Source organism: Amycolatopsis sp. DSM 110486 (assembly GCF_019468465.1).
Classification (GTDB): Bacteria; Actinomycetota; Actinomycetes; order Mycobacteriales; family Pseudonocardiaceae; genus Amycolatopsis.
Genome location: NZ_CP080519.1, coordinates 8,638,452 through 8,651,867 on the forward strand (window position 1 = coordinate 8,638,452; position 13,416 = coordinate 8,651,867).

Genomic DNA, 13,416 nt, shown 5'->3' on the forward strand with positions numbered 1-13,416 from the left:
GTGATCGGCCCGGTTTGGGCCTCGCTGGTGTGATACCCGCGCCCTGCTCGGGTACACCTCCCGTGGCGTCGAGCGGGTCAGGTTTTCTCAGCGGCCAGCGCTTCGGTCGCTGAGGAATACAGCGCGAACCGCTGATCGAGGCCGATCAGCCGCAGGGTGCGGTCAAGGGAGTGCTCGACCGCGAGACGCAGCGTGGTGCGCTCGCCGGCGGCTTGACGTGCCTCGGCCAGGGCTGCGAGCGCCATCGAGGCGAAGAAGTTGACCGCGGTCAGGTCGATCACCAGCACGTCGGGCGGGTCCTGGTCGTGCAGCGCCTCGCGGACCGCCGCCTGGAGTTGCGGCGTGGTGAGCGCGTCGAATTCGCCGCGCGCGGTAAGCACCACGGCGGAACCCTCGCGGCGCAGGCTGACGCCCGTCTCGCCCGCGCCTCGCGCGCGCTCAGGATCGGATGCCGGCATGGCCCGATCGTCTCGCACCAGTCGCCACGACGCACCACTCCCGGGGCCCGGAGCATTCACACCGGCCTCGGCGGATGGTGCGCGGGGGTTTCGCAGGTAGCGGTCTGCGGTGGCCGCGAGTCCGCGAACTCGCCAGGTCACTGCTCCAGCCTGTTCCGCCGAGCGTCACGGCCGCCGCCGGGTCCGGTATTCGTGTCCGCGCTTGTCCGACTGTTTGTAGACGGTCTCCGGTGCTTCCGGCGCCCGCGTGCGTGCACGCGGACCCGGTAGGCGCGGGGTTCCGCGTGGGCCAATTCGAGCAACTCCGAGGGCGGAACGTCCCCCCAGGCCGTGGACGATGAGTTCTCCTCGACCGAGTTGGGTGCGGTGTCGAACAACTGCACGGTCACCGTGGCGCCAACCGTTATCGACGCCGGTGAGGACGATTCGCTGAACATCCTCGTCGACGAGAAAGCCTCGGTTATCGACTGGGCCTGGTCCCGCAAGGGCGCCGCCGTCGTCGACGTGGTATTCCTCCTGGCGTGCCTGGTCGCGGCAGGCCATGCCGTCGAGGACGTCATCCGGTGGTGCGAGGAGATTCCCGCCTGGCGGTTGGCCTCGGTGGAGGTGTCCACTGCGCTGGCAGTCGAGATCTGGGGGGATCCGGCTCTACCAGGGCGTTACCGATTCCCGGTCGCTGTGGGACAGCCTCGTGTCGGCCGTTTCCCGAGTCGCGCGGTTGCTCGTTCGGAGGCCTTGATCCTCGCCCCTCGGATGACACGAATCCTTTCACGAGAGGTGCCAAGCCGTGTGTAGCCCGGGCGCGGACGGGTAGCCGACGGGGGAGAACACACGGACGATGAGGAGGGTTGCCGATGCACACCCCGTTGCACGACCTCGTCGAGCACGGGCAGAGTCCGTGGGTCGACTACTTGTCGCGGCCGTTCGTCCGCGGCGGTGAGCTTGACCGGCTCGCCGCCCGGGGTGTGTCGGGCGTGACGTCGAACCCGACGATCTTCCGGGGCGCGATGACCGAGGGAGACGCCTACGACGAGCAGCTCCGTGAGCAACTGCGGCGCGACAGCGACCCGAAGGAGACTTTCCTGGGGTTGGCTGTGCAGGACGTGCGGGCGGCGTGTGACGAGCTGCGGTCGGTGTTCGAGGCGAGCAGGACAAGGCAGGACGGCTGGGTTTCGCTGGAGGTCGATCCGCGGCTGGCGCACGACACCGACGGCACGATCACCGAGGCGGTCCGGCTGTCCGAGCTGGTTGCGCGGCCCAACCTGATGGTGAAGATCCCGGGCACCACCGAGGGGCTGCCGGCCATCGAGGAAACGATCGCACGCGGGATTCCGGTCAACGTGACGCTGCTGTTCTCCCTGAAGCGCCACCGCCAGGCCGCGGAAGCCTACCTGCGGGGCCTGCGCAGGCTGCGTGACTCGGGTGGTGATCTGCGGAAGGTGGCTTCGGTCGCGTCGTTCTTTGTGTCCCGTGTGGACACCGAGGCCGACCGGCGGTTGCGTGAGCTGGGTGGGCACGACGACCTGCTCGGGACATTAGCGGTCGCGAACGCGCGGCTGGCCTACGGGACCTACCTCAAGGTGTTCAACGGTCCCGAGTGGAGGGACCTGTCCGAGGACGGTGCGACTCCGCAGTGGTGTCTGTGGGCGTCCACTTCGATGAAGGACCGGTCGCGCCCGGACGTGTTCTACGTCGAGCAGCTCATCGGACCGGGCACCGTGGTCACGATGCCGCCGGAGACGGTCGAGGCGTTCGCGGACCACGGGTCAGTGGCCGACCGGCTGGCCGAGGGCGTGGCCGGCGCCCGGCACACCCTCGAGGCGTTCGCGGCGGCCGGCGTCGACTACGACGACGTGGTGGCCACGCTGGAGCGCGAGGGCGTCGAGAAGTTCACCGATTCGTTCCGAGGGCTGATCGACGGGATCGAAAACAAGCGCGGGCAGCTGCTCGACGCGTGAAAGGAGATGGCATGGGCGACAACGACTTCCGCCGTGAGCTCGGTAAGCAGCTGCGGGTCGACTCGGTGCGCGTGAGCGCCAAGGCGGGCTCTGGGCACCCGACGTCGTCGATGTCCGCCGCCGATCTGATGGCGGTGCTACTGGACGGGCACCTGCGCCTCGACCCGGCGCAGCCGGGCGATCCCCACCGCGACCACCTCGTCTTCTCCAAGGGGCACGCCTCACCGCTGTACTACTCGATGTACAAGGCGGTGGGCGTGATCAGCGAGGACGAGTTCCTGACCTACCGGACGTTCGGCAGCCGCCTCGAGGGGCACCCGACACCGCGCTTCGCGCCCACCGACGTCGCGACCGGCTCGCTCGGCCAGGGCCTGCCGATCGGTGCCGGGATCGCGCTGGCGGGCAAGCGCCTCGATCACCTCCCGTTCCGCGTCTGGGTGCTGTGCGGTGACTCGGAGATGGCTGAGGGCTCGATCTGGGAAGCCTTCGAGCACGCCGCGCACTATGAGCTGGACAATCTCACCGTTGTCGTCGACGTGAACCGGCTCGGGCAGACGACGGAAACGATGCTCGGCTGGGACGTCGACACATACGCCGCCCGTGCGCGGGCCTTCGGCTGGCACGCCATCACCCTCGACGGTCACGACGTCGAGGCCATCGAAGCGGCTTATGTCGAGGCGGAGGCGACCACCGGTCGTCCCACCGTACTGTTCGCCAAAACGAAGAAGGGCAGCGGCGTCGAAGCGGTCGAGAACCGGCCCGGCAAGCACGGCAAACCCCTCGACGACCCGAACGCGGCGATCGCCGAGCTCGGTGGTCGCCGTGACCTCGAGGTGACGCTCGCCGAGCCGGACACTTCCGCGCCGGTGCGGTCGCACAGCCGCGTTGAGCTGTCGTTGCCCTTGTGGGACCTGGGCGAGGAGGTCGCGACCCGGGAGGCCTACGGTGAGGCGCTGACCGCGTTGGGCGCCGCGCGTTCCGACGTGGTCGCGCTCGACGGCGAAGTGTCGAACTCGACCAAGAGCGAGATGTTCGCGAAGGCTCACCCGGACCGCTACTTCGAGATGTACATCGCGGAGCAGCAGATGATCGCGGCGGCGGTGGGGTTCGGAGTCCGCGGCTGGACGGCGTACGCGTCGACGTTCGCCGCGTTCCTCAGCCGAGCCTACGATTTCATCCGCATGGCCGCGATCTCGCGGGCGAACCTGCGGCTCTCGGGATCCCATGCCGGGGTCTCGATCGGCCCGGACGGCCCGTCGCAGATGGCGCTGGAGGATCTCGCGGCCCTGCGCGCGGTGCACGGCAGCGTGGTCCTACACCCGTCGGACGCCAACCAGACCGCCCGGCTGGTGGCCGAACTGGCCGACCGGGAAGGCATCTCGTACTTGCGGACGCTGCGCGCGAAGACGGTGGTGCGCACCGGCAAGGACGAGAACGTCCACATCGGAGGCAGCCGCACACTCCGCAGTTCCGCCGACGACCAGGTCACCATCGTCGCCTGCGGTATCACGGTCGGCGAGGCCGAACACGCCGCTGCGCGCCTCGCGGACGAGGGCGTGCAAGCACGTGTGCTCGACTGCTATTCGGTGAAACCCATCGACGTCGCCGCTGTCCGCGCGGCCGCCCGGGAAACGGGCGCGGTGATCACGGTGGAGGACCATTGGCCCGAGGGCGGTCTCGGTGACGCCGTGCTGGAGGCACTTGCCGAGCTCCCTGACGCCGTCGTCGTGCGCAAACTCGCGGTCCGGGAGATGCCCGCTTCTGGGACACCCAAGGAACTCCTGGCGGCGGCGGGTATCGACCACGAGGGCATCGCCGAAGCCGCGCAGGCGCTCGTGTCGGCACCGGTCTGATCAACCCCGCCTGCCGGCTGGTGCCGTGAGGCGGGGAGGACGCGCATTGCCGGGCCGCCTGCCTCCCACGCACGGTTTAGGCAGACGCCGTGCCGGTTGTTCCGTCGAGCCGAACTCACTCCGCGAGGATGCGGCGGTTCGAGGTGTCAAGTGGCGGAGTCCGGGTAGCCGGGGCTTGAGGCCATCGAACGCGAGCTCCAGGAGGAATCATGGCCACCACCGAAACCGGCCAAGTCACAGGCACCCAGGACAAGGACTACAACATCATTTGGTTCGTGGAGGCATGCCTGAGTAACGCCCTGCGGATGGAGTCCTACATCGCCGACGCCGACCGCACAGGCGACCGCGAGCTGGCGGCCTTCTTCCGCCGTGCGCAGGAGGAGAGCCGAAAGGGAGGGGAACAAGGCAAGAAGCTGCTCGCCCAGCGGCTCGGCGCCGAGCACTGACCCCGTGACACCGCTGCGCCACCATCGAGCCGAGAGTTCGTGGCGGCTGAGCAGGGCGAGCCGGGAAGCCGTGAAAGCGCCCACGGGGGTCGCCGATCCTCTGCCCGGGCACACCGCCGTTATCTGCCGGGCATCACCCGGCAGGAGAAGCCCACCGCGGCGATCGAGGAATACGAAACGTTCGACCGCGGCGAGGACGGCTGGCTGAAGACGGTGCTGGACGTCGCGTGATTTCCGCCGGAGGGGGGTCGGCAGACGCGCTGGCCGCCCGCTTTCAGTCCCGCACCCTGGCCGGTTCCCGCGCAACGGAGTAGACCGCGTAAGCCGAGCGGAGCACCGGCTGGGCGACGTTGCGGACCCGCACCCCGCCCGGCGTCACGCCTTGTTCCGTACCGAAATGGGCGTGACCGTGCGGGGCTAAGTCGGCCTGCGCCTCGTCGATGGGTTCGCACAGCAGGTACGACCCGAGGGACGGGGTGAATTTCCGGTGGTTCGCCGTGCAGGGTGCCGGGCACGGGGGAGTAGTGCGTGAGCGCAACGACCACGTCGGTGTCCAAGCTCAGCAGCCCACAGGCGGCCTGGTGCTTCCCTGCTTCGGCGCAATGGCTCGCGCCGATTACCCAATCAACCGACCGCCAACACCTGTGTTGCAACCGGTTCCGGCGTCGCCTCGTACGGCAAGCGGGAAGCCTTGGCCGGGATGAAGGGCCCGCATGCGGACAGCGGGGCGGGCTGGTTGTCGACGCGTACCCGCGTGTCAGGTCAGTCCCGCGCAGCGATCCAGTTGATGGCCGCGGCGATCAGCTCCGGCTCGGCGACGGTCGCGGTCAGGGAGGGGTGGCGGACGAGGCCCCAGGGGTCGATGCCGGGAATCGGCCTGTGGAAACGGATGCAGACCCCGTGGCGGGTTGTCGTGCCGAGTGTGAGGCCGTGGTCGGCGAGTGACAGCCGGGCGCCGAGGCCGCGAAGAGCGTTGAACGGGCCGGTTATCTCGGCGCCGGCGAGATTGGTCAACGGAGTCATGACCGCCCAGGGGCCCAGCCGCACCCGCAGGCCGTCGGTGTCCAGCTGGAGGCCGTTGCGTTCGCCCAGCAGCCGTTGGATCCACGGCTGGGTGGCGGCGAATTTCGCCCGCAGCCGGTAGTGCACAGCAGTCTCGGTGAGGCTCGACGCGGGTTCGCAGGGTGCCGCGGTTCCCCCGTGCTCCGTGCCGTCCTCGATGACTGTGCGCCGTTCACGCTGTGGGTGCATGAAACCTCCTTCGGGCCGGACACGAAGCCGCCCGCTGGGACTACCCGGTGGTCCGGCTCGAAAACCTGCCGGCGCGATCGAGTCTCAGCGCTGCTCAAATCTCTTGGTGTGGGCATGTCGCGACGGGGGATGCGGGACGGGTGAAACTCGCTGTGCTGGACATCGGGTCGAATTCGGCCCAGCTGCAGGTGGTCGACGTGTCTACCGGGGCGCCGCCGGTGCCGGGGCACGCGGTCAGGAACCGACGCTGCTCGCCGAAGAACTGCAACACGACGGTGCGCTGAGCGAGACCGGGATCGAACGCGCGACGATCGCCGTGACTCGCGCTGTGGGCCAGGCGGTGCGCCTCGGCGTCGACCACCTCTACCCGTTCGTCACGGCCGCGATCCGTGATGCGACGAACCGTGACGAGGTCATCGACCGGATCGAGGCGGCATCCGGGATTCGGCCCCAGTTCCTCTCGGGTGAGGAGGAAGCGCGTCTGACGTATTTCGCCGTGCGCCGCTGGTACGGCTGGTCGGCCGGGCGGCTGCTGCTGATCGACATCGGCGGCGGGTCGATGGAGCTGGTGCTCGGCCGCGATGTGGAACCCGAACTGGCGATCTCGCTCCCGTTGGGCGCGGGCAGGCGTACGCCTGAGTTCCTCACCGCGGACCCGCCGACGGGTAAGCAGGTGAAGCGGCTGCGCCGACACGTCCAAGACACGCTGGCCGAAGTTCTTGATCGGTTGCGGTGGGGCGATCGACTGCGGAACGACCTATCGCGTGCTGCACGCGCATGGGCCGGTCCGCGAGGTCCTACGAGTCGCGGGAATTCTGGACGTTCTCGCCGACAGCAACGACCTCGGCGCGCTGCTGCAAGCGCTGGTCGTACTGCCGAAGGCGGGCACACCAGCCTGAAAGGAAACGCATCGGTTCCGCGAGCGTTTGCACCGCCGGTTGTCATCTGAAGGACAACCTGTCTATGTTGCGGTACGGCTTGATCGCATCTGGCACCGGCACTCGTGAGCGGGCCGTGGCCGCTCCTTGTTGCGGCTCAGGCCGTCAGGCGCCGGTGCGTCGCGGTGCGGATGCAGCGGTTGAGTTCTTCGCCGTAGGGCAGGGCGATCAGGCCGGTGATCGCGGTGGCGATGCCGGCGAGGTAGCCGGCGGGTAGACGGTGGCGTTTGAGCCGCAGCCGCCAGGCGCTGCGGTGGCCGTCGGCGTGCAGGAGTTCACAGGCGTCTTTCCAGTGCAGGCAGGCGATCGCGGCCGTGCCCATGAACGGCAGGGATTCGAGGAAGCTGTGGATGTGCTGTTCGACGGGGGTGACTTCGCGGCCGCTGTCGACGGCGGTCTTGACGTCCCACAGGGCGGTGGCCTCGTGGGCGGCGATGGTGGCGGCCATGATGGTGAGGATGAGCGGGTTGATCTCGCACAGCAGGGCGAGGGTGATCGGTACGCCCACTTCGGCCATCATCAGCAGGTGGATCAGCGATTCGCGGGCGCCGGCGGTGTCCTGGATGTGGGTGCGGCGGTGCTGCCACCAGTCGAGCACGCCGGGGACGAACCACGCGGGGAGGATGCCGTAGAGCAGGTAGCGCAGGGTGGCTGACTCCACATCGGACGCTCGGTCGGGGATCCGCAGCCTCGGCCGATTGGTGACAGCGTTCTTCAGGGTTTTCAGCGGCGGCTTCATCCACGGTCCTTTCGCGTGCTGGCCAGGTCCACTACCTCGGTCGTGCGTTCGGCGAGGCAAACGAGGTGGCGTCGCCCGTCTGTGGCCCAACGCCGGTGACCAAGCGGTACAGCGATCCGCTCGCTCGACAACATCACCGAGAGAGCTACTCGCGCCGTCGCCCGCGTCCGGCTCGAGCGGCCCCAGCCGTCTGACGGATATCTTCGATCCGGTGGTCAAGTGCGGTTGAACTGAGCCCAACCGGCAATTTCTCCGCAGGACCACCGAGTCGCGTGGCGAAGCGTCAATCACTCGGCAAGAGATCGAGCCGAGGGCTCGCTGAATCCGAAGGAGGGCACGATCTCCGCGATCAGCGTCCGAGGGCGTTCTGCAGCTCCTTTTTGGTCATACTGGAGCGGCCCTTGATGTTGCGCTTCTTGGCCTCGTTGTAAAGCTGGTCCTTCGTCGGCCCACCGGGGCCTTGCCGGTTGCCGGAACGCTTCCCGCCGCGTTTCTGCGGCGAGGTGTCGCGGGTCGAACTCTTGCTGGCCGTGCGGGATTCGCCGGACTGGGCCCGGTTCTTGTTGACCGTGCGCGCGGCGATTTCCTCGGCTCGCCCGGTGCTGGCGCCCTGCTTCTTCTGCGACGACTTGATGTGCTCGTACTGACGTTCGCGCTTGGTGCTCCAGCTTTGCTCAGGCACGGCTCCTCCTTCGTCGTGACTCGTGGCTACCCGCTCGTGACAGCGGCAAAACCGGCAAGTCTCACGGGGTGCATGAGATTCACTCCACCTGGGTACGTTGGTGATGTATGCGGTTCAGCCGAGCAGCCGCCAGTCGCAGCACCCCGGTGCCACCCGGGGTGCTGCCAGACCCGCGACGCCGGTGTGACCCGTAGGTCGCCGGCCTCAACGGAGGTGACAGCGTTCATGACGGGCCCATTTCCGCACAGCGCGGCGACGTTCACCGTCACCGGCAACCTCGACTCGACCGTGTTCGCCGCGACCGGCGACCTCGACTGCACCGTCGCCGACCACTTGCACGGCCGGCTGCTCGACGAGATCACGCTGCGCCCGCGCGCGTTGATCGTCGACTTGACTCGCGTGGGCTTCTGCTCCGCGCGGGCTTTGCGCGCTCTGCTCGCGGCTTCGGCCGAAGCCCACGCCGCCGGCATCCCGTGCGTGACCGTGAGCGATCAACAAGCGGTTCGGCGCCCGATCACCCTGCTGAAGCTGGACCACGTCCTCCTGCTGCACGAGAATCTCGCAGCCGCCCGGGAATGGCTGACGGTCTCGCATGGTGTCGCCGACGTCGCCGGCCATCGGTAGCCGGTGGGGTTCAGGAGCCAGAGGGTGTGTGGCTGAGGTCGACGACGCAGAAGCGTTTGCCGTTGTGTACCTGTCCCAGCCGACATCGCGCGTGCCGAGTTCCTTGAGTCCGAAGATTTCGGCCTTCTATTCGGCCGCAGTGTCGACGAGAAGGCCGAGGTGCAGGCGCGGGCACGGCTCGACGGGGGACGTGCTGTGCATGAGCCCCAACGTGGGTCCCAAGCCGCTGGGATGGGCGAGGGCAGCGGTTGCTGGCTCCATTCATCGGTGGCAACCAGCTTCAGCGCCGCGGTCCACGTCGCGGAGTTTGACGTTGGTGTCCTGCGACAGCATGCGAAGGATCTCGAATGCCTCGGCGGCCGTACAGTGACGTTGCGCCATCAGGACGCCCTTGGCCTGTTCGATCGGCGCCCGTGAGGACAACGTCCGCCGCAACTGCTCCACCTCGGTGTGCGCGGCGCGGTGGCGCTCCGCCAGATCGCTCTCGCCGTGCGGCCCGTCACCCGCTCCATCGCGGCCACTGCGCTCGGCGCGGGCCGGCACCTGCTGGGACGATGTGCTCCGAGATTCAATGCGAGTGCGGAGTGTCCTGGACTCATGCAGGCGCGGACGCCGGAAACTGCGGTGGCGCGCGGCGTGGTGGGGCCACGGTCCGGCACGCGTCCCCCGCTGCAGGATGGGCCGTCCCGCAGGGACGCCACGGGTCGGCGACCGTGCTCGTGGCCGACCGGGCGACCGACCACGACCAGCTCGTTGAAGCGGCGGGCCCGGCCTCGCGAGAGTGCTCACGGCCAGTAGCAACGCGCCAAGGTCGTTGCTGTTGGCAAGTAGGTCGAGGGTACCTTTCGCTCGCAGCATGCGACGGCTCAGGCCGCGGGCACGAGACAGAAGAACCCGCGCCCGCGCCGCACCCGCCGCATGCCGGGGCCGGTCAGCGTGCTGCCTCGCAGCCGCGTCATCCCCGGGAAATACCCTTGGCGTGGCCACCGAAAACCATGTTTCGATGTGGTTGCCCGTCGCGTCCGTGGCCTGCGGCGGCTCAGCGCGGATGGCGGCGCAACGGCCGGACGGCGGGGCCCTGGACGACCGCGCCGTCGGGTCGAAGCGGGAGCCGTGGCACGGGCAGTCCCAGGTGTGTTCCGCGTCGTTGAAGGTCACCAGGCAGCCGAGGTGCGTGCAGTGGGCTTCGACGGTGTGCAGATCGCCGTTTTCCGCTCGGTAGGCGGCGACGAGTTCGGCGCCTACGCGGACCACGGCGCCCTGGCCCGGTCGTACCTGGCCCAGAGAGCGGCCCTGCTGCAGCACGGACACGTGGTCGCCGACGAGGTGGCGGCCGACCTCGAAGGCGTCTTCGGCGAGGCTGAGCACCGAGCGCGCGTCGAAGCGGTTGGGGTCGAACAGCGCGGCGGCGGGATGCTCCTCGCCGAGGATGCGGGCGCTCACGACCTGGCCTGCCGCGGTGCCGCCGGTCATGCCCCACTGGCCGAAGCCCGTCGCGACCCACAGCGGGAGCGAGGCGGGTAGATAGCGGCCGGCGTACGGTAGACCGTCCAAAGTAGACAGATCGTGCGCGGACCAGCGGTGGGTCACGCGGTGCAGGCCCGCGTGTTCGCCGGCCCAGGCGGCGAGGCGTTCGTACCGTGCCTCGACGTGTGATTCGGCGCCGACGCGGTAGTGCTCGCCGCCGGCGACGACGATCGGGGTGCCGTCGGCGGTGTAGGCGCGCACCGAGTGGTGGGTGTCGGCGTCGAGGTACATGCCGTCCAGGGAGGTGTTGCCGGCCGCCGGGCCCGCGACGACCAGGTCGCGCACCGGGTCGAGTCGGGCGAAGTAGACCCCTCGGTCGAACACGGGGTAGTGCGTGGCGACCACCACTTCGTCGGCCTCGACGTCACCCTGGGACGTCCGCACGACCCGGCCGCGCAAGTCGAGGCCCAGCGCGCGCGTGTGCTCGAGGACGGTGCCGCCCGCGTGTTCGACCTCGGCGGCGAGCCCGAGCAGCCAACGGCGGGGGTGGAAATGCGCTTGCCCGGCGACGCGTACAGCACCGAGGGCGGGCACGTCCAGCTCGACGTCCTTCACGTACGCCGCCGGGAGCCCGGCCTTCGTGGCCGCGTCGGCTTCCTTCTAATTCAACCATGAATCAAATGGCGTTGCGCCATCAGGGAACCACCATTCAGAGTGCTTTCCGGCAGTCTCAAGGTCCGCATCGAATTGATACCTGTACTCAAACTCCACTTGAAAATAGAGCTCATGCTCTCCGCTTTCATCGATTACCTCAAGTTGCCGTGTAATGCCGACGATAAAAGTCGAATCTGGCAGCCAGGTCACTTTTCCATATTGAAAGAGATACCCATCCGCGTCACGATCATCCGGGACATCGAACTCTGTCGCAGCGAACGCGCGGGCAAGATCGACGAGAGTGGGGATGGCCGGACTAGTGGTTACATCCCCCACGACGAGGCTACGGGCGATGTCAATCGCATCAGCGACTGGGCGTTTGTTCGACAATCGAACCTCCGTTTGCGATGTTGCTAAGTTGGTCGCGCTCGTCGACTGCGCCACCATACTCGGACAACCAGCTAACCGGTGCCTACGGCCAGTAGCCACTCCGCAGCTGATTCCTGACGTGTCCGATCACGTCGAGAGCTTCATCCCTGCTCCCAGGGCTGTCCATAGTGCCGTCCAGTACGTGTTCTCCATACTTGAACAGCCTGTCCGCGTGAGTGCGGTCGCGGTCGATCACGCACTTCTCCGTGCCCGTGATCGTCACCCTCGGCTTTAGGCTGCCCGCAATGCGCATCGGGAGCATGCCAGACCTGCGCTGGAGTCTGGTGTGACCATCCTTTCCGTCGCGCTGATGCTCGCCGGGCACGGCATCGCGGACGACGGGCCGCGTCACGCCTTCGGCCACACCTGACGGGCACGGTCCGGTGGCGCCTTGCTCGTCGTCCTGGTCGGCCTCGTCGGCCGATCGCACGAGCAGTAGCGCCGCGGCCAGAATGGGGACACCGGCGGTGTAGCGTCGGCCACTACGAGTGCCGTGAGCACCGTCTGACCCGAGTTGCTCGAGTCCTTCAGCCCCTCACGCTGGCTACCACGTCGAGCGTAGGAGTCCATCGTGCGTGAGCTTCGGCCGAGATTTGAAGCCCGGGAGTGGAACTCATAGTAGTGAGAGTTGCCGGTGGGGGAGCGTTCGCCGAGTGCGAGTGCGTCGGCTAGTGTCCTGCGTCGTTAATTCGTCGTCATTTAGACTCTGATGGCATGTCTGATGGTGTCGCGGGACGTCGGGGGCCGAAGCTTGAGCCGGTGCTGCTCACCGATGAGGAGCGGTCCACGCTGGAACGCTGGGTGCGGCGGCGAAATTCGGCGCAGGCTTTGGCTGCACGCTCTCGGATTGTGCTGGCGTGCGCCCAGGACGGTGTGCCTCCGGTTGTGGGTGTGGCGAAGGATCTCGGCGTGTCGCCGGACATGGTCCGCAAGTGGCGTCGACGATTCCTGGCACACCGTCTCGACGGGTTGGTCGATGAACCTCGGCCCGGTCGTCCGCCGGTGATCGGGGTCGAGGACGTGGAAGCGGTGGTGGTGGCGACTCTGGAGGAAATCCCGAAGGACGCTACGCACTGGTCGCGTGCGTCGATGGCGCAGCACAGTGGCTTGTCCAAGTCGACCGTCGGCCGGATTTGGCGGAAGTTTCAGCTCAAGCCGCACCTGACCGACACCTTCAAGCTGTCGACCGATCCGTTGTTCGTGGAGAAAGTGCACGACGTTGTCGGGTTGTATTTCAATCCGCCCGACGGTGCGATCGTGCTTTCTGTTGACGAGAAGTCCCAGATCCAGGCTTTGGATCGGTCCCAGCCGGTGCTTCCGATGATGCCCGGTATGCCTGAGCGTCGTACTCATGACTACGTTCGTAACGGTCTGACCACGCTGTTCGCGGCGTTCGACGTCGCCACCGGCGAGGTCGTCAGCGCCCTGCACCGCCGGCATCGGGCTGCGGAGTTCAAGAAGTTCCTCGCCAAGATCGACAAGCAGGTCCCCGCTCATCTGCAGATCCATCTGATCTGCGACAACTACGGCACCCACAAAACACCAGCGATTCGGGCGTGGCTGGAACGGCACCCTCGTTTTCACATGCACTTCACTCCGACCGGTTCCTCCTGGATCAATCAGGTTGAGCGGTGGTTCGGTTTCCTTGCCGATCAGCAGATCAGGCGCGGTGTCCACAAGAACGTCCAGAACCTCGAAGCTGACATCCGCTCGTGGATCAAGGAATGGAACGACAACCCCAGGCCTTTCATCTGGACCAAGACCGCCGCTGAGATCCTCGAGTCACTCGCCAACTTCTGCCGACGAATTTCTGACGCAGGACACTAGTCTTTCGGCATGATCTCCCAGAACCTGGGAGATCTCCCATGCGGAGGGTTTCAATCGGACACTCAATTACCCCATAGAGCCGCGTGCCGC

General features: G+C 67.5%; 14 protein-coding genes and 1 pseudogene. 8 read left to right on the plus strand and 7 right to left on the minus strand.

Going from position 1 to position 13,416, the window contains the following annotated elements; translation table 11 throughout:
* Positions 1-77 precede the first annotated feature (77 nt).
* Positions 78-458, minus strand: coding sequence for an STAS domain-containing protein (locus K1T34_RS41745; RefSeq protein WP_220240178.1), 381 nt, complete (start codon positions 456-458; stop codon positions 78-80).
* A gap of 330 nt (positions 459-788) precedes the next feature.
* On the opposite strand from K1T34_RS41745, the gene K1T34_RS41750 reads away from it, so the two are divergent.
* The 5 genes from K1T34_RS41750 (at position 789) to K1T34_RS41770 (ending at position 4,946) form a co-directional block, all read left to right on the plus strand.
* The gene (locus K1T34_RS41750) at positions 789-1,253 is read left to right on the plus strand and encodes a hypothetical protein (protein ID WP_220240179.1); all 465 of its coding nucleotides are present in this window, start codon (positions 789-791) and stop codon (positions 1,251-1,253) included.
* Between the two features lie 59 nt (positions 1,254-1,312).
* On the plus strand, positions 1,313-2,416 hold the full coding sequence (gene tal, locus K1T34_RS41755) for a transaldolase (RefSeq protein WP_220240180.1): 1,104 nt from the start codon (positions 1,313-1,315) through the stop codon (positions 2,414-2,416).
* A gap of 11 nt (positions 2,417-2,427) precedes the next feature.
* Complete coding sequence (locus tag K1T34_RS41760; protein ID WP_220240181.1) at positions 2,428-4,269, plus strand: transketolase; 1,842 nt, start codon at positions 2,428-2,430, stop codon at positions 4,267-4,269.
* 209 nt (positions 4,270-4,478) lie between these two features.
* Positions 4,479-4,715: a hypothetical protein gene (locus K1T34_RS41765; RefSeq protein ID WP_220240182.1), complete on the plus strand. Its 237-nt coding sequence runs from the start codon at positions 4,479-4,481 to the stop codon at positions 4,713-4,715.
* A gap of 39 nt (positions 4,716-4,754) precedes the next feature.
* The gene (locus tag K1T34_RS41770; protein ID WP_220240183.1) at positions 4,755-4,946 is read left to right on the plus strand and encodes a hypothetical protein; all 192 of its coding nucleotides are present in this window, start codon (positions 4,755-4,757) and stop codon (positions 4,944-4,946) included.
* Between the two features lie 43 nt (positions 4,947-4,989).
* Here K1T34_RS41770 and K1T34_RS53985 read toward each other — a convergent pair.
* Both K1T34_RS53985 and K1T34_RS41775 read right to left on the minus strand, forming a co-directional pair.
* Positions 4,990-5,281 (minus strand): annotated as a pseudogene (locus tag K1T34_RS53985) (metallophosphoesterase); the annotation flags it as partial.
* 196 nt (positions 5,282-5,477) lie between these two features.
* Positions 5,478-5,966 carry a hypothetical protein gene (locus K1T34_RS41775; RefSeq protein ID WP_255637952.1) on the minus strand — a complete coding sequence of 163 codons (489 nt, stop codon included), beginning with the start codon at positions 5,964-5,966 and terminating at the stop codon, positions 5,478-5,480.
* On the opposite strand from K1T34_RS41775, the gene K1T34_RS41780 reads away from it, so the two are divergent.
* On the plus strand, positions 5,965-6,915 hold the full coding sequence (locus K1T34_RS41780; protein WP_255637953.1) for a hypothetical protein: 951 nt from the start codon (positions 5,965-5,967) through the stop codon (positions 6,913-6,915). The two genes, K1T34_RS41775 and K1T34_RS41780, sit on opposite strands and share 2 nt — an antisense overlap.
* An 86-nt stretch (positions 6,916-7,001) precedes the next feature.
* Here K1T34_RS41780 and K1T34_RS41785 read toward each other — a convergent pair whose 3' ends face one another.
* Together K1T34_RS41785 and K1T34_RS41790 are read right to left on the minus strand one after the other, a co-directional pair.
* Complete coding sequence (locus K1T34_RS41785) at positions 7,002-7,643, minus strand: diguanylate cyclase/phosphodiesterase (RefSeq protein ID WP_255637954.1); 642 nt, start codon at positions 7,641-7,643, stop codon at positions 7,002-7,004.
* Positions 7,644-7,992: 349 nt separating this feature from the next.
* Positions 7,993-8,325, minus strand: a complete 333-nt coding sequence (locus K1T34_RS41790; protein WP_220240184.1) for a plasmid stabilization protein — start codon at positions 8,323-8,325, stop codon at positions 7,993-7,995.
* 225 nt (positions 8,326-8,550) lie between these two features.
* On the opposite strand from K1T34_RS41790, the gene K1T34_RS41795 reads away from it, so the two are divergent.
* A complete protein-coding gene (locus tag K1T34_RS41795) occupies positions 8,551-8,949 on the plus strand; it encodes an STAS domain-containing protein (protein WP_220240185.1) in 399 nt (132 codons plus the stop codon).
* Positions 8,950-9,210: 261 nt separating this feature from the next.
* Here the strand turns inward: K1T34_RS41795 and K1T34_RS53990 are convergent, their stop codons facing one another.
* Both K1T34_RS53990 and K1T34_RS41810 read right to left on the minus strand, forming a co-directional pair.
* The gene (locus K1T34_RS53990; RefSeq protein WP_255637955.1) at positions 9,211-11,031 is read right to left on the minus strand and encodes an FAD-dependent oxidoreductase; all 1,821 of its coding nucleotides are present in this window, start codon (positions 11,029-11,031) and stop codon (positions 9,211-9,213) included.
* A 45-nt stretch (positions 11,032-11,076) separates the two neighbouring features.
* Positions 11,077-11,460: a hypothetical protein gene (locus K1T34_RS41810; RefSeq protein WP_220240187.1), complete on the minus strand. Its 384-nt coding sequence runs from the start codon at positions 11,458-11,460 to the stop codon at positions 11,077-11,079.
* Between the two features lie 753 nt (positions 11,461-12,213).
* On the opposite strand from K1T34_RS41810, the gene K1T34_RS41815 reads away from it, so the two are divergent.
* Complete coding sequence (locus K1T34_RS41815; RefSeq protein WP_220240188.1) at positions 12,214-13,326, plus strand: IS630 family transposase; 1,113 nt, start codon at positions 12,214-12,216, stop codon at positions 13,324-13,326.
* The last annotated feature ends 90 nt before the right edge of the window (positions 13,327-13,416 follow it).

What these genes read in the sequence shown, in the direction of transcription:
- K1T34_RS41745 (WP_220240178.1), bottom strand. Translation starts at nt 458, where the DNA reads ATGCCGGCATCCGATCCTGAGCGCGCGCGAGGCGCGGGCGAGACGGGC.
- tal (WP_220240180.1), top strand. Translation starts at nt 1,313, where the DNA reads ATGCACACCCCGTTGCACGACCTCGTCGAGCACGGGCAGAGTCCGTGG.
- K1T34_RS41760 (WP_220240181.1), top strand. Translation starts at nt 2,428, where the DNA reads ATGGGCGACAACGACTTCCGCCGTGAGCTCGGTAAGCAGCTGCGGGTC.
- K1T34_RS41765 (WP_220240182.1), top strand. Translation starts at nt 4,479, where the DNA reads ATGGCCACCACCGAAACCGGCCAAGTCACAGGCACCCAGGACAAGGAC.
- K1T34_RS41780 (WP_255637953.1), top strand. Translation starts at nt 5,965, where the DNA reads ATGAAACCTCCTTCGGGCCGGACACGAAGCCGCCCGCTGGGACTACCC.
- K1T34_RS41775 (WP_255637952.1), bottom strand. Translation starts at nt 5,966, where the DNA reads ATGCACCCACAGCGTGAACGGCGCACAGTCATCGAGGACGGCACGGAG.
- K1T34_RS41785 (WP_255637954.1), bottom strand. Translation starts at nt 7,643, where the DNA reads ATGAAGCCGCCGCTGAAAACCCTGAAGAACGCTGTCACCAATCGGCCG.
- K1T34_RS41795 (WP_220240185.1), top strand. Translation starts at nt 8,551, where the DNA reads ATGACGGGCCCATTTCCGCACAGCGCGGCGACGTTCACCGTCACCGGC.
- K1T34_RS41815 (WP_220240188.1), top strand. Translation starts at nt 12,214, where the DNA reads ATGTCTGATGGTGTCGCGGGACGTCGGGGGCCGAAGCTTGAGCCGGTG.